This window comes from Nonomuraea sp. NPDC049129 (assembly GCF_040648495.1).
In the GTDB taxonomy this organism is placed as follows: Bacteria; Actinomycetota; Actinomycetes; order Streptosporangiales; family Streptosporangiaceae; genus Nonomuraea.
The window spans coordinates 36,303-55,271 of the sequence record NZ_JBEZDU010000043.1 but is presented as its reverse complement, the minus strand read 5'-3'; the positions used below and the strand labels follow the sequence as shown (position 1 = coordinate 55,271).

The window sequence follows — 18,969 nt, the reverse complement described above, 5'->3', positions numbered from 1 at the left end:
GCGCGTCGACCGGGCTGCGGCGGCCTGCCTGCGCGCGCTGACCGACCTCCAGAGATCAAGGGAGATCATGGCGCTGGAAGACTCATCCAACGGCTCGGCCTGCGCCGATGACCCCTGAGCCGGGGGAAACGACAGCACTGCCGCTTCCCCCGGCTCACAGATCACGGTTGGCCGCCGATTCCCGGTTTCACGCCGAAGGGGTTGTCGATGGCGTATCGCCAGCGCCCATCTTGTCCGCGTCGGGCGACATCGGTGGCGGTGCCCTCGATGTGTACGGGACGGCCGTCACGATCCGTCCCGTCGATGACCCAGTCGACGATCAGCAAGGCGATGTCGTCGGCGGTGTAGACATGTCGCGGCCGTACGGTGATCGGCAGCCCGAGACTCAAGAATCGCTCATTGGCGGCATGGGCCTCCTGCCCGGTCAGCGGCGAGCCCGGCTCCGGGACGAACACCGCCCCGCCCTCATAGACTTCCGCCACCGCCTCCGCATCGCCGGTGTTGAACCGCTCGGCGAACACCGTAGGCACGTCTTCGGGGCGTTCAGCAAGCTGCCGCATCATCGCTGCATGTCCTTCCATCAGGTACAAATCAGCCAGACGCGGCAACGCTAGGAGGCGCCCTCGTGACTCACCAAACGGTTGGCTACCCAGTCCGGCCAGGCTTGCCCGACGACCCTCGCGCCAACGTCACCGAACCCACCCCCTCCTGCCCGGTGGAGATCACCCTCGCGGCCCTGCATGGCCGCTGGACGACCCTGGTGATTCGCGAATTCCTGCAAGGCGATCGCACCTTCACCGAACTCCGCCATGCCCTGCCCGCGCTGTCGGACAAGGTCCTGTCCGATCGGCTGGCGCACCTGACGGAAGCCGGTGTGCTCGCTCGCCACCGTCAGCCTGGCTGGCCGCCCCGGGTCTCCTACACACTCACCGCAGATGGGCGCCGTCTCGGCCCCGTTCTGCAAGCACTATGGGATTGGGGCGCGGAGCACCAGCTCTCTTCGACCGAACGAAGGTGAACCCGGCAGGCGGGAGAAAGAAACGACTGATGTCTGACAACGTTGAGCTCACCGGGCGTACGACACTGAGTGACCTGACCCTCGACGAGATCCAGATCCGCGACCCGTTCATCCTCAACGACCGCTCGACATCGATCTACTGGCTCTACGGCAGTACGGACAAGAACATCTGGTCCGGCCCCGCGGGACCCAGGCGCTCGTGGCGGACACGCCCGAGGGCTCCTTCGCGCCCTGGAGCGACGCGCCTCACCGGCGACTTGCGCCAATCGGCCGGCACACCTGTCTTCCTCTTCAATGCCTCCGAAGCCCCGTGGGCCAAGCCTCTCGACCACTCCGCGACGTACGTCACCGACGGCCCGTTCCTCTTCCGCCTCACCAGCGGGCATCTGCTCATGCTGTGGTCCAGCTTCGGCGAGCAGGGGTACGCGATGGGCATCGCCCACTCGTCGTCCGGGCAGGTCACCGGGCCCTGGACGCAGGAGGAGCAGGCGCTGTGGTCCGCGGACGGCGGCCACGGCATGATCGTACGGCTCCGCGACGGGAGGCTCGCGCTCACCCTGCACCAGCCGAACACCACTCCCGACGAACGGGCGATCATCCACCTGCTTGTCGAGCACGAATCCACCATCGCCCTCGCCGAACGCGTCTCCGGCTGATTACTCGCGTTAACCGGCAGGTCCTACGATGAGTCCTGCCAAGGAATGCGATCGATGAGAGGACCGCATGCCCGTCAAGCGGATCACCAGTTCGGACGTCGCCCGGGCCGCCGGTGTCTCCCGTGCCACCGTGAGCTTCGTGCTCAACGACAAGCCCGGGATGCGCATCACCGAGGAGACCCGGCGCCGAGTCCTGGAGGCCGCCCGCGAGCTGGATTACCGTCCGCACGCCTCCGCCCGTTCCCTGGCGGCCGGCCGCAGCGACGTCGTGCTCCTGGCCATCCCCGACCTGCCCATCGGGGCGGGCATCAGCCGCTTCGTCGAAGAGCTGGCCACCGCGCTGGCGGCCTACGGCCTGACGCTGGTCACCCACCTCGCCGCGGCACACGGCCGGTCACTGCCCGATGTGTGCGCGGCCGTCGACGCCTCCGTGGTCGTCGGCTTCTCCTCCTTCGACCAGGACACCGTCCAGGCTCTGCACCGTGCCGGCGCCGATCTCGTACTCCCCTCCGAACCCGAGGACGCCTCGCCCATGCGGCACCTGGGCCGCCTGCAGGCCGAGCACCTCATCAGCCGGGGCCATCGACGCCTCGGCTATGCCCTGCCCGGCCACCCCGCCTTCCGGCAGATGGCCGACGAACGCCGGCAAGGCGCCACCGACGCGTGCGCGCAGGCCGGGCTCGAACCGCCCGTGGCGCTGACCGTACACCTGGAGATCGCCAGCGCGGCGCAGGCCATCACCGGCTGGCGCGAACAGGCGGTGACCGGCGTCTGCGCCTTCAACGACGAGACCGCGCTCGCCGTGCTCGCGGGCCTGCACGACCACGGCCTCGCCATCCCCACCGACATGGCCGTCGTCGGAGCCGACGACATTCCCACGGCACGCCTGGCGGCCCCGCCGCTCACCACCGTCTGCTGGGACCTGCACGACGTGGCACGACACCGCGCCGCGACGATCGTCACCAGCCTCGCCGGCGCGGGCCAGGCCCCCAGCCACATCGATGCCTCGACCCATCCGCACGTCGTCCAACGCTCATCCACCTAGGGCCATGCTTGGAAGCCCTCGTGCTGGACGGCCCAGCTCCCGTCGCTGGGGAAGCCCGGACACTCGTCGCTGTCCGCGCTCTCCCACCCGGCGACCATGAGAGAGACAGCGGTGAGGAGAGCCCCGTTGGCCGGTAGGTAGAGGGGCAGGATGCTGCCGATCTGCGGGCTGTGTCCGGTGGCCAGGTAGGTGTTCTTGGCGGTGTCGGTGAGGAGGGCGTCCACGGCCAGGTCGGGGCGGCCGAGGCGGGTGGCGGTCATGGCCATGACGGGGAAGTCCCAGCCCCAGGCGCTGTTCCAGTCCCAGTGATCGCGGACGTCGAGGAGGGTGGCCTCCATGACGGCGGGGTCGATGAGCGGGGTCTCGGGGACGACGCCGAGGGCGCACAACATCGAGGGGTGGTCGTCGCGGCGCAGGTAGGGCCCGGTGGCGATGGCGGAGTAGATGCCGTCGCGCTGGTGGGGCCGGGCCAGGTTGTCCTGGATGTACTGCCAGTGCTGGTGTCGCTTGAGGCCGCGCCGTTCGCGCCAGCGCTGGGCGATCTCCAGGCCCCACCACCAGTAGGCGAGCTCGAAAGTGGGGTCCTCGGTGGTCTTCGCGTCGTAGAACTCCTGGGCCGGCATGACGGGGGCGGGCAGGTGGTAGACGCCGTCGCGTTCCTCGACGAACGAGGCCATGAAAGCTGCCGTCTCCTCGACCAGGCCGGCGAAGCGGGTCAGCAGGTCCTCTTCGCGGGTGCGGTGGAGCAGTTCGAGGAGGTAGAGGAGGTGTGGCTGCTGCCAGATGAGCAGGGAGCCGATGTCGGACGGGCTCTCGCGGCCGTCCGGGCCGACGTGCTTGGGCCAGCGGACCCCCTCGTAGTGCTGGCTGCGGGCGGTCTCCCGGGCGGTGTCGAGGATGGACAGGGGCGTGGTGCGGGTCGGCGACGGTCGTGACGCGGACCTGGTGTCCGGCGTAGGTGAAGACGCTGGTGAGGGTGCCGGTCCACAGGTCGAGGCGCTGACGCGGGTCGGTGAGTACGGCGGGGTCGGTCTCTCCCGGTGCGCCTGCCTCGGGTCTGAGGAGGAGCCCGATGCGGCGGCGTCCCAGGGAGCGGCCGTTGAGGAGGACTTCCACCTCATCAGCATCGGCGTAGACCTCGACCGTGACGGGTGCGCCCTCGTGGCCGGGCCAGGTCCAGCTGGGCAGGGTGTCGCTCCAGGCCCAGGGGCTGCCGATGAAGGTCTGGCCGTGGTGTTCGGGCCGCCACACCGCCAGGTAGGGCCGGGTGCGCAGGCCGAAGACGATCTCGCGGTAGTAGGAGGCGGGGCGGCGGTGGCCGGTGATGTCGATGTCGCCGCAGCCGGCCAGCAGGTACGGGTACGGCGCCACGTGCGTGGGCGTCGAGCCGTACTAGGGGCGGCCGATGCCGACCTCGCCCAGGTAGTCCCAGCCGGTCCAGGTGAAGTCGCCGATCACCGTGCTGTACTGCTGGACCAGGGCCCAGTTGCGGTCGATGCGGGTGGGGAAGGTCTCGGTGCCCAGAATGATCCGGTCCGGGAACCTCTCGCGGTCGAGGGCGTAGCGGCTGTCGGAGTAGTTCATGCCGGCGACGTCGAGCACGCTGTAGGACTCGGCGGTGCGCTCGGTAACCACGTCGGAGACGGCGACGGCGTTCATCATGTCCCCGGCGTCGGCCATCAGGGTGTTGATGCCCGCCGCCTGCTCTCTCAGGGAGGCCAGCTCGGACATCACGGCCAGCATGTTGTTGATCGCGTTGGTGACGTAACGGGTGCCGTCCAGGGCGCGGACCTTCTCGGCGAGCTTGCGGCCCCAGGCGGCGCCGGAGGGGGTGCCGGTCTCGGGGATCTCGTTGCCGATCGAGTACATGATCACGCTGGGATGGTTGTAGTCCTTGGCGACCATCGCCTCGATGTCGCGTGCCCACCACTCGGGGAAGCTCAGGCTGTAGTCGTACGGGCTCTTGGCCGAGGTCCACACGTCGAACGCCTCGTCCACGACCAGCATGCCGAGCCGATCGCAGGCGTCCAGCATGGCCTTGCTCATCGGGTGGTGGGACATGCGGATCGCGTTGAACCCGGCCTCTTTCAAGATCTGTACGCGGCGTTCCTCGGCGCGGGCGTGAGTGGCCGCGCCCAGCACACCGTTGTCGTGGTGCACGCAGGCGCCGCGCAGCTTGACGCTCTCACCGTTGAGACGCAGGCCGTGCACGGGATCGAGGCGCAGCGACCGGATGCCGAACGTGACCCGCTCGGAGTCGAGACCGACCAGCGTCACGTCGCACGTGTACAGGGCAGGCTCGGCGACGCTCCACAGGGCGGGATCCCGCACGTAGAGCCGCTGCCGGGCTATCGCAGACTCGCCAGGCAGCACCGTGATCTTGCCGGCGCCGGTCGCCACCACGGCCCCGGCGACGTCACGCAGTTCGATAAGAAGATCAGCCGTGCGAATCTCGATGGAGTCGTTGACCACGGTCGGGGCGACCTCGACCACCGCCCGCTCAGCATCGATGTCCGGCGTGGCCACGCGGACGCCGTCGGGTGCGATCCGGACCACCTCGCCGACCAGCAGCCAGGTGTCCCGATAGATCCCGGCACCGCTGTACCAACGCGAATCCTGGTGAGCACGGGCCTCGACACGGATCTCGTTGTCCTGCCCGAACCGCAGGAACCGATCGGCATCAATACGGAAGAGCGAGTAACCGTAGGGCCGCTGCCCGGCGTAATCGCCGTTGATGAACACGACCGCATCGCGGTAGACACCCTCGAACTCGATGACCACCCGCTTGCCCCGATGTTCCTCGGGCACGAAGAACGTCTTGCGGTACTCGTACTCCCCACCCGGGAAATACCCGCCCGCACCGCCCTCCTCAGAGGGCACCCGCACCTGCTCGATCATGGCATCGTCACCTCCCGATACGGCACCGTTTGACCGGACAGTTCGGCGAAGGGGTTGGTCTTCAGCCGTACCTGCCAGTTGTCGTTGAAGGACGTGCGGATCACGCGTACTCCTTGATTAGCGAACGGACTTGACGTGCAGCAGGACGACCAGGCCACCGGCCACGGTGAACGCGGCCGCGATGAAGTACAGCAGGGCGTAGTTCTTCTCCCCGCCGGTGGCGCCGATCGCCAGGAAGATCGGTGCGATGAGGGGCGCGATGCCCCGTGACCGGGCCGGTGTTGGTCAGGGTGAGCCGTACGCGCACGGTGTCGCCGTCCACCTCAGTGCGCAGGTCGGAGTAGGCGAAGGTGGTGTACGACAGGCCGTGCCCGGACGGATAGGCGACCGGCATGTCCTTGGCGTCGTAGTAGCGGTAGCCGACGTACAAGCGCTCGCCGTAGTTAGACCCTGGGTAGTCGAGGTAGGCGGGGGTGTCCTGCAGACGCAGCGGGATCGTCTCCGCCAGCCGGCCACAGGGATTGGCGCGGCCGAACAGCAGGTCGGCGAGCGCGCCGCCACCGGCCTGACCGGCCAGCCAGCCCTCCAGGACGGCCTTGGCGTGATGCTGCCAGGACGCGACCTCGACCACGCCACCGTTGGCCAGGACCACCACCACGTTCTGGTTGGCCTCGGCGATGGCCTTGAGCAGGTCGAGCTGGACGGCGGGCAGATCGAGGTGCCGACGATCGAGCCCCTCGGACTCCTCCCCCTCCGGCAGGCCCAGGAACACCACGACGACCTCTGCCGCCGCGGCCGCCGCCACCGCCGCGTCAAGCAGAGTGGCATCCGGCTTGCCGGACAGCAGGTAGCCGGGCTCGAACAGCAGCTCCAGAGCCTCCAGGGCGTTGTCGACCCTGACGGGATTGACCTGGGGACATCCCGCGCCCTGAAACCTCGGCGTACGCGCGAGCTCACCGATCACCACAATGCTCCCAGAAGCGTCCAGCGGGAGTATCGAGCCGTCATTCTTCAGGAGAACGGCCGACTCAGCAGCGGCCCACCTGGGATCTCCCGCAGCGTACGTTCGTCGGCCTCCGCGCTGACCCGCATCCGGTCGGTCTCTTGGTTGTTCGCCGCGAAGTGCTTGACCGAGGCGCCCACGCCCTTGCTCTGGACGCCGCTCACCAGCGCCGCCCCGAGCCGGCCGGTGACCAGGGGATCCTCCGACAGGTATTCGAAGTTGCGTCCGCACAGAGGCGATCTCTTGATGTTGACGCCCGGCCCCAGCAGGACCGCGACTCCCGCGGCCCGGCTCTCGGCCCCGAGCGCCTCGCCCACCCGGGTGAGCAGGTCGGCGTCCCAGGAAGAGCCGAGCGCCGCCGCCGTGGGAAAGCACGTCGCGGGCTCAGCCACGCCGAATCCGGCCTGCCGGACTTCCGCGGCGAGATTCCGTACGCCGTGCGGGCCGTCGGTCAGCACCACCGACGCGATCGGCAGGCGCTCGATGCTCGCTGTCTCCCACGCGTTGCGGCCGGAGAGCAGTGCGGCCTTCTCTTCCAGGGAGAGGTCCTGGATATTGATCTTTTCGTTCATGGAACGTCCATCCGTCGTACGAGCGGCATGCCGCAGGGCGGGTCAGTCGAAGTCCCGGTCGCACACGTACCGGTCCTTCCAGCAGATGACCCCTGGAACATCCGCTTGCGACGCTCACGGAAGGCTCAGCAGATCTGATTACTCGCGTAACCAACGCGCGTAACCACGCTAACAGCAAGCATCGTGGAGACGGCAAGACATGGCTCTGTAACGAGTCAGCAACAAAGCGCCTGCAACGCGATAGGCCCGTCACCACGTTTCCGCTGGTGACGGGCCTCTAGGACCGTCCTATTGGTGCCTGCTCCCCAGGCCTGGAGAGATCTGTCAGGCGCCAGGAGCCCGGTATGCCACCTCCATCCGCGCGGCATCGTCGATCTCTTCTGGCGTCAGCAGGACAGCCGTCTTCGTTCGTACCGCCCCGGTCGCCGATATCGTGAGCCCCACAGCGGCCGAAGCCGCGTTGCTCGGCAGCTCGACGATCACATACGTGTCTGTCTCGCCGAACGCGAAATACATCTGCTCGACCCGCCCGCCGACGCTTTCCGCCATGCGCTCCACCGCTTGCCGGCGTCCGGTGCCGCCATCTCGCAACACTCCTTTGAGGCCATCCGCGGTGTAGGTCGCCTGGATCATGTACTTAGGCATGGTCGAGTCCCTCTTCTCGTGCCGCCACCCTGCGCTGGGCGGCCATTGCGGTCACGAGGTCGAAATTCTCGGCTTAGGGCGACGGTAATCCCTCCCGCTGTACTGGTTTTCCCCTGCCGCAGTCTTCGTGGGGGCTCAGCCGTAGTAGTCGCGGATTTCCCAGAAGCGAGAGGGGTGGCTGTCGCAGGTGTACTGGACGGCCTCGATGTTGTTCTCGGTGCTGACGCCGCCGGCGATGGTCAGGCATTTGCCGGTCTGCCAGTTCACTAGCTGGACGTTCGACGCGGCCCAGACGGCCGTGGACGACGGCGCGGCGGATGCCGGGGTGGCGGTGGTCGCGCCGAGGGCGAGGAGGGGAGCGATGACGGCTGCCGTGCGAAGGATGTGTGACTTCATGTGACCCAGCGTGCCGAGGTCGGGCCAGCATGGCCTGAGTACCTCGTACTCAATGTGTGCCCTGGGTGGACAGCACCATGGCCGCTTGCGGTGATGGCTGTTGCGGCTTGCGGATCACGGTATCCGCATGCGCGGGAGTGATGCCCAGCGCCAGCACGGCGGCCAGGCCGACGGTCAAAGCGGCGGCACGGCGAGTCCAGGTACGGGTCTTCATACGGCTCTCCCAGTCGGCCGATGATCATGACGGTACTGTGCACCAGCATCAGTGCCACATCCCCGCCCGTCCACCCCAGAATGGCCGAGTGGCCACAAGCGGACAGGCCCTCGCACCCGGAGCTGAGCGCCGCCTGTTTGAAGACCAACCGACCGGCCTTCGGCACGACCGTCAGTACCCCGGATAGCCACCGCCAGGAGCACCAGGCGCCACGCCACCGGGAGGCATTCCGCCAGGAGGCATGCCTCCATAGGTCATGCCGACGGCGGCCGCCGAGAGGTGTTCCTCCTGGGCCTCAGTGATCTTACGGATGACGCCGATCGCGGGCGCCACGGGACGCGGGACCAACCGCGCCGTCGGCGACCGTTCAGGTCTGCCCTATCGTCCGTTCAGGTGTCTCCCAGAAGACCAGCCGAACGTGCACAGTCAGTTCCGGGCCAGGAGAAACCTCGCGGCCAGATCGTCGGCCAGCTCAGCGATGCCTCGAGAGCCGTCGACATCCAGCACCGGCAAATCCTGCTTGAGAGCCTGACGTCGCACCTCGTCGTCCCAGAGCTCGTCGCGGCCCAGCCGATTCACCATCGCCTCGGCGTGGTCGCAGTTTCCCCAGTTGGCTCGCGCTCGGGCTGGGTCAGCGAATCGGGCGCCCAATGCGTGACGCCGGAATTCGGGCGTTGGCCGCAGAAATACAGCTTGCTCGCGCCACTTCAGCAATGGTGCGACGTGTTCGGGCAAGGTACGGAAATCGTCGACCAGCACGGGGCGGTCGGTTGGCAGGGTGAGCAGGTCTTCTATGACGAGTCCGATTGTCTCGCCGTGCAGACTGGGCATGCTCTGGAAGATCTCTTCCGGCGTGCGGCCCGTCCATCTCTGTTCCCGGGGTGTTTGCAGCAGCGCGCACATGTACGGATGTCGCTGCGGGGAACACCGATGGATGTAGCGACGTTCGGCCAGATCGCCGTCATAAACGACCACGTCATAGCGTTCGGCCAAGACCTGGCTGAGGGTGCTCTTGCCCGCGCCGGCACCTCCGGCGATCCAGCGGACATGCGCGAGCCGACGGACGAGATCAGCAAAGTCATATTCGTTCAGGCTGGTCATGCCCGTCAGTCTCACAAGATGGAGCAACTAGAAACAGTCTTGTTCTCGCGTCCTTTGCCGGTGAAGACTGAAGGAGAGGGACGGTTCGTACATACCGCCGTCCGACGAGCTCGACCTCACCCTCGCGCCGCTGATCTCGGCATGGGGGCGCCGCCCGGGATAGCCCGCGGCGTCCGGGCCGCGGTCAGCCACAGGCCGGTGAACACGGCGCAGGCCAGCGTCACGGCACCCGCCACGAGGAAGGCACTGTTGAGGCCGGATTCGAAGGAGGCGCCGCCGGACTCCCGGGTGTGGACGATCGCCCCGAGCACCGCCACGCCGAGCACCGCGCCGATCTGCCGGGTGGTGCTGCTGACGCCCGAGGCGAGGCCGCCCTCCTGCGGGCTGACCGCCTGGATGGCGGCCCCGGTCAGCGGCGACATGGTGAGAGCGAACCCGATGCCGACGACCGCCAGCCGCCACCACACGTTCCCGTAGCCGGTGTTCGCGTGGACGAAGCCCAGCGCCAGCAGCCCCAGCCCGGCCAGCGCCAGGCCGACGGCGACGACGACGCGGAAGCCGTACCTGGCCGCGAACCGGCCCGCGTACGGGCTGACGATCACCATGGCCAGCGAGACGGGCAAGGTCCGCAGCCCGGCGACCAGGATCGAAGTGCCCTGGACGTAGACGAAGAACTGGGAGAAGAAGAACGACGACCCCATCAGCGCGAACCCGACCACGACCATCGCCGTGTTGGACACCGTGAACAGCCGCTGACGGAACAGCCGCAGCGGCAGCATCGGCGTTGACACACGGCCCTCGACCACGACGAACGCGGCCAGGAGCACCAGCCCGGCGGCGAAGCCGCCAAGGATCACCGGCGAGGTCCAGCCACGGGAACCGCCCTCGATCAGGCCGTAGGTCACAGCGCCCACGCCCGCGACGGACAGGACCGTGCCGGGGATGTCGATCGGCGGCGCGCTCGGGTTGCGGGACTCCCCCAGCACGCGCAGCCCGGCCAGCAGCAGGACCGCCCCGATGGGCACGTTGACCAGGAAGATGGCGGGCCAGCCGAAGGCCTCCACCAGGATCCCGCCCGCCAGCGGCCCGGCGGCCAGGCCGATGCCGCTGAACCCGGCCCACAACCCGATCGCTCTGACGCGCTCCCTCGGAGCGGGATACGCGGCGGCGAGCAACGCCAGCGAGGCGGGGCTCAGCGCCGCGGCCCCAACGCCCTGCAGCACCCGCCCGGCGATCAGCCAGCCGATCGAAGGCGCGAGCGAACACACCACCGACGCGGCCGTGAACACCACCACCCCGGCCAGGAACACCCGCCTGCGGCCGAACCGGTCGGCGAAGACGCCGCCCGACAGCAGCAGCATGGCCACCAGCAGCACGTAGGCGTCGACGATCCACTGCAGGCCGGTCAGCCCGGTGTGGAGCCGCTGCTGCATGTCGGGCAAGGCGGCGCCGACGATCGTGTTGTCGAGCAGCACCATGAACTGACCCGCGCAGGTCAGGGTGAGCAACGCTTTCACGCAAATCCCTTCTAAAGCAGTTAATGACTGGTCTCACGCTGTTGAACGCGGTCAATGGTGTGCGGGATCTTCTCCATGCTCGGCCACTGGTTCGCGCCTGCTTCGCCGACCTGGGCGACCAGCGGTTCTGGCGCACCGACCTGCACCCCTGGCAGCTACGGCCCGCTGGAAGTGATCGCCCGCAACGGACACCCGCGCACAGATCGCGTTGATCACCTTGTCGTCCCGCTCGATGCGGGCGATCGCCTCGTCGGTCAGTTCCGCCGAGGTCACTTCACCGGCACGCATGGCGGCCGCGAGTTCTTCGGCCGATTGAAAAGTCGATTCCATGAATGTGCACCCTAATGGCCTGCCACAGGCGCTCGAAAAGCCGAAAAAACCGCTTCCGAGATGTCGCGTCCCAGGTCAGAGGGGATAGCGATGGGGAGGCCATAAAATGGCGCTCCGCACAATGAGATAGATGTCTCCATGCTCATCGGCGCATGGCCATAGCGAGCGGGATTTGTCCAGTAGCGGAATAACCCTTTTAAAATCTTCCCATCGCTTCTACCGGATGCGTCCGGATCGCGAGCCGACGCCGCTGCACACGGGTGAGGTGATCGCGCGGCGGCCGAGCGACATCGACCAGATCGTCAAGCTCTGCTGCCTATGGTCGCGGACGCATCCTGGCCACCCGCGCCGCGAGACGGACAGGCACGCCACTCGCATCACCCCACGACGTACGGCACCAGGTGCTGGTTGTGCACCAGCCAGATGGCCCGCTCCAAGTCAGGAGTGAGATAGCGGTCATCGCCCAGGGGCGTGATGTACTCCCTGAGCTCCGCAAACAGGGTCCGCGTGCCGGCGCCGAGCGGCAGGCCGGACATCTGCTGCGCGATGAGGTCGATTCCCTGAGCGGACATCAGGTACTGGACCGCCAGGACGATTTCCAGCCGGTCGAGGTTCTCGTGCAGGTGCCGGACCGAGGCCATCGCCATCGTGTTGTGGTCCTCCTGCCCATCCTTGACCGGCCGGGACAGGGTGCCCGCGGGTGTGGCCCTGGCCTGCATCTCCGGGATCAGCGCGGCGGCCACCGTCTGCACCTGCACCATTCCGGAGTTCAGGCCGACCGTCCCGCCGGCGAGATTGGCCGGCAGGCCGTAGCTCCACCTGGGGGACAGCAACCGCCCCGACAGTTCCTGCGACAGCACCCCGATGTCGGTGATCTCCGCGTTCACGGCGTCGGCGAGATGCCCCATGACGGAGCCGTCCCAGTTGCCGCCCATCACGAACTCGTACCCCGGCCCTTGATCGCGCTTGAAGATCAGCGGGTTGGAGGTTGAAGCGTTGGCCTCCCGTATCAGGGCCCGGCGCGTGTCGGCGAGAACCTGCCGCAGCCCGGCCATGATGTGCGGCGCCGCCCGCACCGACACCGCGTCCTGGACCCGCGGGTGGTAGTCCGCCGGATCGAGGCGCCGTCGGCCCTCTTCCGTCATCCAGCCCGAGCCCGCCACCATCGCGCGCAGACGCGCCGCGATCGCGTTCTGCTCGGGGATGCGGCGTTCTTTGTGGGTACGCGCGTCCAGCGATCCCTGCTCGGCCCTGGTCGCCTCCATGAACAGGGCGAAGGCGCCCTCTGCCTGGTCGGCGAGTACGGTGGCCCGGTGTACGGCGTCCATCAGCGTGGCGGCCAGGACCGTGCTGCCGCTGATGATCGGCAGCGCTTCCCCGGCCTGCAAGGTGAAGTCGCCGGGCAGCCCGGCCTTCGGCAGCAGCTCGGAGGCGGGTCCCTCCTCACCCCGGTAGCGCACCGGCGCGTCCTCGCCTATCGCCGCCAGTCCCGCCGCCGCCTGCGGCTGCAGGTCTCCGGTGCCCAGCGAGCCGATTTGCGGCATTCGCGGCACCACCCCGGCGTTGACCATGGCCAGCAGCCGCTGGGGCACCTCGGGGCGCACGCCGACCGTTCCTCTGGCCAGCTGGTTCGCCTTGAGGATCATGGCCAGCTTCACCACGTTGTCGGGCAGCGGCTCCCCGACGCCCGCGGCGTGGGAGCGCAGCACGTTGCGCTGGAACTGCTCCGCCTGCTCGGCCGTCAGCGGACGGTCCTTCAGCGGTCCTAGCGCCTGGTTCCACCCGTACACCCGCTGGTCGTCCAGGGCGGCCAGCGCTCCGGTTCGCGTCTCGTTCATGTGGGCCCACGCGTCCGCCGCGAGCCGCACGACGACGGGACGGCCTTCGAGGATCGCGAAGGAGTCGTGCAGAGAGAGGGAATCGCCGTCCAGCACCAGGTCCATCACCGGCGGCGCCGCCCCTGCTGGGGGCGGTTCGGGATCGGCGACCGCCTGCCCCGGCACGCACAGGGCGGCGAGCAGGCCCACACCGGCGGCCATTCGTCCTACGTGGGTCATCACGTTGTCCCCCGGGGCGTCACGACGAAGATCAATGCCGCTCCGTTATAGCCACCGGACGCAGGAGAGCCAGAGAGGGCTCAACAGGGCTGACTCAGCCTCGACCAGTCCTATGACCGGCACTTACTTCTTCGACAAGCCAAGCCCTGGGTCAATCGACCAGCCCGACCTCGATGAGCACCTCGCGCTCGCGCACGGTGAGGGGCGTCCAGCCGACGGGTTGCGTGGCTCAGCCGTGGGCTTGTTGGGCTTGTTGGGCGTGTTTGGGGAGCAGGCTGACCAGGAGCAGGGTGAGGAAGTAGAGGGCGGCCGCGATGGCGAAGACGAGTTCGGCGGCGGCGGTGTAGGAGTTGGTGGTGGGGTGGCCGGCGCGGGCGAAGAAGACCGTGCCGAGTGCGGCGACGCCGAGGGCTCCGGCGAACTGCTGGACCGCGTTGAGCATGCCCGCGCCAGTGCCGGCCTCTTCGGGGGTGGCGTCGCCGAGGATGTAGTCGACCAGCGGGACGAAGATCAGGCCGGAGCCGAAGCCGGTGATCAGCAGTGCCGGGGCCAGGTTCCATGAGGTGATCGCGGTGCCGAAGTGCGCGACGGTCCACCACAGGGCGAGCAGTCCGGCAACGGCGAGGGCGAGTCCGATCTGCAGGGTTGCCCGGCCGAGTTTCTCGGCGAGGAAGGCGCCGGCCAGGCCGACGGCGATGGCCGTGCCGAGGGCCCAGGGGATCAGGGTGAGCCCGGCGTGGATGGGAGTCCAGCGCATGCCGAGCTGGAGCAGCAGGTTGATGACCAGGGTGAAGCCGCCTAGTGAGGCGAAGAACCCGCCGGTGATCACCAGGCCGACGACGAAGCTGCGCTTGCGGAACAGCGAGGGCGTGATGAGCGGGTGCCGGCTGCGGCGTTCGGAGACGACGAACAGCGCCAGGGCGACGGCGGCGGCGATCATCATGGCGTACGTCCATGCGGGCCAGCCGAGCTCGCGGCCTTGGACGAGCGGAATGATGAGCAGGGCCGAGGCGGCGGTGAGCAGGGCGACACCGGTGAGGTCGAGGCGGACGGTGGCGTCCTCGCCACCACGACGGGGCAGGACACGCCAGCCGAGCACGGCGGCGATGACGCCGATCGGGACGTTGATCAGGAAGATGGACCGCCACTGACTGCCGAACAGGTCCATATGCAGCAGCCAGCCCGCCAAAATCGGCCCGGCCACGGTGGCCAGGCCCATCATCGGGCCGAACGGGATCAGAGCCTTGCGTAGGTGCTCGGGCGGGAAGACGACCTTCACCAGGGCCAGGCCCTGCGGGATCATGACGGATCCGAACAGGCCCTGCAGGATGCGGGCGACGATCAGGAACGCCACACTCGGGGCCAGACCGCAGGCCAGCGAGGCCAGGGTGAAGCCGGTCATGCCGATCAGGAACAACCGACGGCGGCCGAGCAGGTCGCCCAGCCGCCCGGAGGTGACCAGGCCGAGGGCGAAGGCCGCGGTGTAGCCGGTGAGCACCCATTGCAGGGTGACCGGGCCGCCGCCGAGGTCGGCGCGGATGGAGGGCCCGGCCAGGTTGGCGACGCTGGAGTCGATCAGGTCCATGACGTCGGCGATGAAGACGACGGCCAGGACGGCCCACGCGTGCCGCAGGCTCAGCGTCGTCACGGGTGGGGTACGTTCATCTATGCTCATGGAACACTGTTCTACTATAGAACACTGCTCCATACAAATGGAAAGGTGTTCTATTCGCTGGTAAGGTGAGCCCATGAGGTCCACTCCCGAGCAGCGGCGCGCGGCCCGGCATCAGCAGCCCACCGATCAGGACACCGCCGCCCGCACTGCCGCGCCCGCCCGTCGCAAGCAGCCGATCACCGTCGACCTGATCGTCGACACGGCGCTGGGCATCGTGGCGGCCGAGGGGTACGACGCGCTGACCATGCGGCGTGTGGCCACCGCTCTCAAGACCGGGCCCGCGTCGCTGTACTTCCACGTGGTCAACAAGACCGACCTGGACGACCTGCTCATCGGCCGCCTCAGCGCCGCACTGGTCCTCCCCGAGCCCGACCCGGCCACCTGGCGGGAACAGATCATCGGTGTGTGCACGCAGATGCGCGACCAATACCAGAAATATCCCGGCATCTCCCGCGCCGCGCTGGCCGTCGTACCGACGAACCTGGAAACCCTGCGCGTCGGCGAGGGGATGTTTTCGATCCTCCTCGCCGGCGGCGTGCAGCCGCAGACCGCAGCCTGGGCCAGCGACGCCCTGACCCTGTACGTCAACGCCTACAGTCTGGAAGCCTCCCTGCGCACCACACGGCAGAGCGACACCGGAGCCAACGGGGAAGGCGCCGACGATGAGTGGGTTCTATCCCGCGACGAACTGCTGAGCCGCTTCGCCGCCCTGCCCGAGGACCGATTCCCCAACACCAGGCGGCACGCGGCCGAACTGACCGCCGGCACCGGTCACGAGCGGTTCGAGTTCACCCTCAACCTGATGCTCGACGGCCTCACCGGACGCTGACCTCGGCGTCGTTCATACCGCTATGTGTTCACTCCAATCCCGGCCTGCTCAAGCGAGTGCCGAGCTTCCATCACTGCCGCGTACGACGGCGCTCGGCAAGGTGGCTCCACGCTGCTACGACAGCGATGGAGACGAGCAGCAACACGACGCTTCCGACGATGTCGAGCACATAGTGGTTCCCCGTGACGAGCACGACTGCCGTCATACCCAACGGAAAGATCCACGGCAGCAACGCCCATCGCGGATGGGAGGCCCGCAGCGCGCACCACACGGCGTACGCGCACCACAACGACCATCCCACGTGCATGCTGGGCATCGCTGTCAGATTCTGGCCGTTCGCGATCTCTCGTGAGGCATGGCCGCCCAGGATGTCGTACTCGGCGATGATGTCGACGACACCCGGTAAGGCGAACCGTGGGGGCGACATGGGCAGCGCCCAGTAAACGGGCAGCACCAGAACGACCATCGCGACGAGGGTCCGCCGAACCTTGACGTAGACCTCGGCATGCCGGACGAAGACCCACACCAGCACACCGATGATCGCGAGGTAGTACAGGCGGTAGTAGTACACCGCCGGCTGGATGAGGGCCGGATGCTCGGTCAGCCACTGGTTCGCCCTCAGCGCGATGTCCAGATGAACGGCCCGCTCTATGGACTGCACGGCCAGAGCGTTGGTGGTGGCGGCTGCGACGTCCTTCCCGACGGCGGTATGAAGCCATGCGAAGAGCAGGATCACGAGCAGCAGAGCGGCCACTTCGACGAGTGGTGCGGGGCGCCCACCCATTTTCCCGACAAGTGCCGCCGATCGGGCACGAGCGACCAGGCTCGACAATCGGCCTACTGCCACCTCACGTGGGCTCACGCGGGTCACCCTAACCCACCGTTCCTGCAAAGCAGGCGCGCCGGATGAGGGCGATCACAGTGTCGGCGGTGCAATCGAGGAAGCTGCGGCTTGACCTCCACCGCCCGCCCCATCGACATGCACAAGCGGGCGCTGGAGGTGGCGACCGGTGCTTCCCGCCCGCTGACGACGACTGCGAAGGTCCACGTATCTACGTGGCCTCAGTCGCCCTGGCGGCCGGGAAGCGGCCATCATGACAGTTTCTCGAAGAAGAACTCGTGCTTGAGAAACGACGTGTCGTATTCGTGCCCTGGGTACGGCGGGATCAGCTGCGACGCCTGGAACAGCCGCCAGCCGTCGCGCAGCGCGTCCACCCCCGTCTCGTACGGCGGTTCGTCCCCGTCGCCCGCCGTCGGATCGGTACGCCCGGTGCCGTCGTAGCGGGACCATCCCACCACCTGCGCGTCGAGGGCGGAGGTGGCCAAGTAGAGAACGAGCACCTGCTGCTTCATGCGACCCTCCCGGGGCGGTTGTTCACACGCGTGATCCAGTAGTCGATGTCGAACGAGGGATCCGCGGTCATGGCGCGCCACAGGAGTGCCCGATTGTGGTACTCCAGCCGGCCGGTTGCCTGCTCGTACCAGGGGAAACGCCTGCCCAGCTCGTCGAGGACGGCGGGGTCGGCGAGGTCGGAGGTGTCCCACAGGAGCACCTGCGGGACGGTGGGGTTGAACCGGATCTTGAACATGTACCGCCGGACCGCGCTGTCGTTGCGCCTGCCGCCGTGCCAGATGCCGTGGTGCAGCAGCATCACCGTCCCGGCGGGGCAGGTCAGCCGGGTCTGGCCGAGCAGGTTCTGGTAGCGGCCGGTGTCGCTCTCGTTGACGCGGCGCAGGTGGCTGCCGGGCACCACGAGGGTGCCGCCCATGTCCGCGGTGACCTCGCGGGGGTAGTACATGAGCTGCACGTCGAAGGCGTCCACGCGGGTGTCGATGATGGCGTCGGCGTGCAGCGGCTGGGCCTGTCCGTTGTACGGCTCGCGGATGTGCACGGCATGGTGGTCGACGGTCGGGCCGGGCCCGACAAGGGAGTGCAAGGCCCCGGCGACCTGGGGCAGCTCGATGAGGCGGCGCGCGAACGTCCCCTCGGGGAATGCCTTGTCGATCGGGGTCCCGTACGGCAGGCGCGGGATTCCCGCCTCCAGTACGTCGATCGCCTGGTCGTTGAGCTCGTCCGGGACGACTCCGTCGAGCCGCAGGTAACCGGCGGCCACGAAGCCGGCCACCTGCGCGGAGGTGAGCAAAGTGGTTCTCATGCCTCAAAGCTAGAATCGGACACTCGCCGTGTCGTGGGTTGTAATCCTCATCTACTGGTTGATTTTCCCCCATTGGGGTAGACATGCGCTGTGCGTCACCTGACGATCGCGCTCTCCGAGCCGCCCGTGGTGGCCGGGGCTGGAGTGGGCGTGCACGGCGTCGTCGGTCTCCACGACGTGTTTCGGCTGCCCGACCTGTGGCAACTCCACCTGTACGGCTACGCGGCCGAACTCGTCCTGGACAACACCACGCACGCCATCAAGCCGGGACACGTGAGCCTGATCCCGCCTGGCGCCGAGGTGCACTACCACTATCGGGGCAGATCAGAGCACCTGTACGCACACTTCCGCCTGCCCGGCGAGGACGAGCGCCGCACCGTGACGGTCATGCGGGACGCCGGCGACCAGGCCCCGGTCATCGGCGCCGCGCTGCGCCAGGCCATCGCGGCCGTCCCCGGCACCCCGGCCAGGGCGTCGGCCGAGGTGTGGTCGGTGCTCTGGCGGGTGGCGAGCCTGCCCGTGGTCGGCAGCCGGCCCGCCGTGGTGGCCGCGGCGATCGAGTACATCGAGGCGAACCTGGCCGCACCGCTGACCGTACCGGACGTCGCCAGGGCCGCCGGGGTTTCGCACAACCACCTCACCCGGCTGTTTCGCGCCCAGAGCGGTGACACGGTGGTCGCCTACATCCGCCGCCGTCGGCTGTCGCGGGCTCTGCACTTGCTGCGCGAGTCGACGCTGGCGATCCCGGCGATCGCCGCGGCAGTGGGGATCGCGGACCTGCAGGCGTTCAACAAGGCGTGCCGCCGTGAGCTGGGTGCCTCTCCCCGTGTCCTGCGCGCGCGGCGATGATCCACTGA

General features: G+C 68.1%; 21 protein-coding genes. 5 read left to right on the top strand and 16 right to left on the bottom strand.

The features are described from left to right. Positions 1–161 precede the first annotated feature (161 nt). Positions 162–608 (bottom strand): DUF4440 domain-containing protein, encoded by a 447-nt coding sequence (locus AB0B64_RS57565; protein ID WP_358204609.1) that lies wholly within the window; start codon positions 606–608, stop codon positions 162–164. 107 nt (positions 609–715) lie between these two features. Here AB0B64_RS57565 and AB0B64_RS57560 point away from each other — a divergent pair, with 107 nt between their 5' ends. From AB0B64_RS57560 to AB0B64_RS57550, 3 genes are all read left to right on the top strand, one after another. After that, complete coding sequence (locus tag AB0B64_RS57560) at positions 716–1,018, top strand: helix-turn-helix domain-containing protein (RefSeq protein ID WP_357954970.1); 303 nt, start codon at positions 716–718, stop codon at positions 1,016–1,018. Between the two features lie 29 nt (positions 1,019–1,047). Next, positions 1,048–1,674 (top strand): hypothetical protein, encoded by a 627-nt coding sequence (locus AB0B64_RS57555; RefSeq protein WP_358204602.1) that lies wholly within the window; start codon positions 1,048–1,050, stop codon positions 1,672–1,674. Positions 1,675–1,741: 67 nt separating this feature from the next. Beyond that, complete coding sequence (locus AB0B64_RS57550; protein ID WP_357954966.1) at positions 1,742–2,719, top strand: LacI family DNA-binding transcriptional regulator; 978 nt, start codon at positions 1,742–1,744, stop codon at positions 2,717–2,719. Here the strand turns inward: AB0B64_RS57550 and AB0B64_RS57545 are convergent. The 12 genes from AB0B64_RS57545 to AB0B64_RS57490 form a co-directional block, all read right to left on the bottom strand. Continuing rightward, positions 2,708–3,835, bottom strand: coding sequence for a hypothetical protein (locus AB0B64_RS57545; protein ID WP_358204654.1), 1,128 nt, complete (start codon positions 3,833–3,835; stop codon positions 2,708–2,710). The two genes, AB0B64_RS57550 and AB0B64_RS57545, sit on opposite strands and share 12 nt — an antisense overlap. Positions 3,836–4,111: 276 nt before the next feature. Further along, on the bottom strand, positions 4,112–5,617 hold the full coding sequence (locus AB0B64_RS57540) for a glycoside hydrolase family 2 TIM barrel-domain containing protein (protein ID WP_358204591.1): 1,506 nt from the start codon (positions 5,615–5,617) through the stop codon (positions 4,112–4,114). Between the two features lie 100 nt (positions 5,618–5,717). Next, complete coding sequence (locus tag AB0B64_RS57535) at positions 5,718–6,581, bottom strand: glycoside hydrolase family 3 C-terminal domain-containing protein (RefSeq protein ID WP_358204585.1); 864 nt, start codon at positions 6,579–6,581, stop codon at positions 5,718–5,720. A 47-nt stretch (positions 6,582–6,628) separates the two neighbouring features. Further along, positions 6,629–7,192, bottom strand: a complete 564-nt coding sequence (locus tag AB0B64_RS57530) for a glycoside hydrolase family 3 N-terminal domain-containing protein (protein WP_358204579.1) — start codon at positions 7,190–7,192, stop codon at positions 6,629–6,631. Between the two features lie 324 nt (positions 7,193–7,516). Further along, the gene (locus tag AB0B64_RS57525) at positions 7,517–7,837 is read right to left on the bottom strand and encodes a GYD domain-containing protein (RefSeq protein ID WP_357655454.1); all 321 of its coding nucleotides are present in this window, start codon (positions 7,835–7,837) and stop codon (positions 7,517–7,519) included. A gap of 135 nt (positions 7,838–7,972) precedes the next feature. Further along, positions 7,973–8,233, bottom strand: coding sequence for a hypothetical protein (locus AB0B64_RS57520; protein ID WP_358204571.1), 261 nt, complete (start codon positions 8,231–8,233; stop codon positions 7,973–7,975). 49 nt (positions 8,234–8,282) lie between these two features. Beyond that, entirely contained in the window at positions 8,283–8,447 is a 165-nt protein-coding gene (locus AB0B64_RS57515; RefSeq protein WP_357954955.1) for a hypothetical protein, read from the bottom strand. Positions 8,448–8,873: 426 nt separating this feature from the next. Further along, positions 8,874–9,548, bottom strand: a complete 675-nt coding sequence (locus AB0B64_RS57510) for a hypothetical protein (RefSeq protein WP_358204563.1) — start codon at positions 9,546–9,548, stop codon at positions 8,874–8,876. Positions 9,549–9,664: 116 nt separating this feature from the next. Beyond that, entirely contained in the window at positions 9,665–11,065 is a 1,401-nt protein-coding gene (locus tag AB0B64_RS57505) for a DHA2 family efflux MFS transporter permease subunit (protein WP_358204557.1), read from the bottom strand. 51 nt (positions 11,066–11,116) lie between these two features. Next, complete coding sequence (locus tag AB0B64_RS57500) at positions 11,117–11,395, bottom strand: hypothetical protein (RefSeq protein ID WP_358204550.1); 279 nt, start codon at positions 11,393–11,395, stop codon at positions 11,117–11,119. Positions 11,396–11,772: 377 nt separating this feature from the next. Further along, the gene (locus tag AB0B64_RS57495; RefSeq protein ID WP_357954947.1) at positions 11,773–13,452 is read right to left on the bottom strand and encodes an aromatic amino acid ammonia-lyase; all 1,680 of its coding nucleotides are present in this window, start codon (positions 13,450–13,452) and stop codon (positions 11,773–11,775) included. 229 nt (positions 13,453–13,681) lie between these two features. Further along, positions 13,682–15,127 (bottom strand): DHA2 family efflux MFS transporter permease subunit, encoded by a 1,446-nt coding sequence (locus AB0B64_RS57490; RefSeq protein WP_357954945.1) that lies wholly within the window; start codon positions 15,125–15,127, stop codon positions 13,682–13,684. A gap of 73 nt (positions 15,128–15,200) precedes the next feature. On the opposite strand from AB0B64_RS57490, the gene AB0B64_RS57485 reads away from it, so the two are divergent. Beyond that, positions 15,201–15,956 carry a TetR/AcrR family transcriptional regulator gene (locus tag AB0B64_RS57485; protein WP_358204537.1) on the top strand — a complete coding sequence of 252 codons (756 nt, stop codon included), beginning with the start codon at positions 15,201–15,203 and terminating at the stop codon, positions 15,954–15,956. Between the two features lie 70 nt (positions 15,957–16,026). Here the strand turns inward: AB0B64_RS57485 and AB0B64_RS57480 are convergent, their stop codons facing one another. The 3 genes from AB0B64_RS57480 to AB0B64_RS57470 form a co-directional block, all read right to left on the bottom strand. Next, positions 16,027–16,818 carry a phosphatase PAP2 family protein gene (locus AB0B64_RS57480; protein WP_357954941.1) on the bottom strand — a complete coding sequence of 264 codons (792 nt, stop codon included), beginning with the start codon at positions 16,816–16,818 and terminating at the stop codon, positions 16,027–16,029. A 230-nt stretch (positions 16,819–17,048) separates the two neighbouring features. Beyond that, the gene (locus AB0B64_RS57475) at positions 17,049–17,309 is read right to left on the bottom strand and encodes a hypothetical protein (protein WP_225302771.1); all 261 of its coding nucleotides are present in this window, start codon (positions 17,307–17,309) and stop codon (positions 17,049–17,051) included. Further along, complete coding sequence (locus AB0B64_RS57470) at positions 17,306–18,112, bottom strand: phytanoyl-CoA dioxygenase family protein (protein WP_357954939.1); 807 nt, start codon at positions 18,110–18,112, stop codon at positions 17,306–17,308. The genes AB0B64_RS57475 and AB0B64_RS57470 overlap by 4 nt, the downstream gene beginning before the upstream one ends. Before the next feature lie 90 nt (positions 18,113–18,202). Between AB0B64_RS57470 and AB0B64_RS57465 the strand changes: the two genes are divergently transcribed. After that, positions 18,203–18,961, top strand: coding sequence for a helix-turn-helix transcriptional regulator (locus AB0B64_RS57465; protein ID WP_358204525.1), 759 nt, complete (start codon positions 18,203–18,205; stop codon positions 18,959–18,961). Positions 18,962–18,969: the final 8 nt, after the last annotated feature.